The organism is Vibrio sp. Y176, assembly GCF_033438945.1.
On the sequence record NZ_JAWOQS010000630.1, the window covers coordinates 1 to 659 of the forward strand.

The following is a 659-nucleotide window of genomic DNA, read 5'->3' on the forward strand; positions in this document are numbered from 1 at the left end:
CCATTAAGTGCGCCGCGTGCTTGGCCTGCACGCTCTTTCATCACGATCACAGAGATCAACGCATCGCCAAGCGTACCTAGCTCTCGGCTTTGAGTCTGTGCAATCAAAACGTCAATGTTGTCGATGATGAGCTGATTCAGGTTGGAGTAATAACCAAAAGGTGCAATTTGAGGCGAAAGGCGATCAACCCCTTGTCGAACCTGGTTGAGTCGATTGAGCTGCACTTGGACATCTTGGAGTAAGTCGTAGCTATCGCTGCTGCTAATAAATGGCGTGTTAAGTTGAACCAATGAATTGATCGCGTCATCGACTTTTTTTCTTTGCTGAGTCAGCTTTTGCACGATTTCAGTTTTGCCTTGGCTACCCAGCACGCCGGCAGTTAGTCCACGCTCGACAGCGAGATTATGCGCAAGGCTGTCGGAGTGGGTGATTAAGGTCACTAGCTGCTGATCTTTCAGGGCTTGGTGGGACTGAGTGTTTAAATTGATGGTGTGCTGAACCGCAAGAAAAATAGCAAGTAATAATGGGACGCCTGCAACTACACTGGCCATAATATAGAGGTGAAACTGACGAACGAACGCAAACATAGAGCTCTCCTAGGTACCAACCGTGAAATCCATTTACTGAGGTATTTTTCCTCATTAATTAGCAGTATAGGG

The 659-nt window shown here is 47.2% G+C and carries 1 protein-coding gene; it reads right to left on the reverse strand.

The window, feature by feature from the left end; translation table 11 throughout:
- On the reverse strand, positions 1–587 hold a 587-nt coding region (locus R7O13_RS27740), incomplete at its 3' end, for a nitrate- and nitrite sensing domain-containing protein (RefSeq protein WP_318305305.1).
- Positions 588–659: the final 72 nt, after the last annotated feature.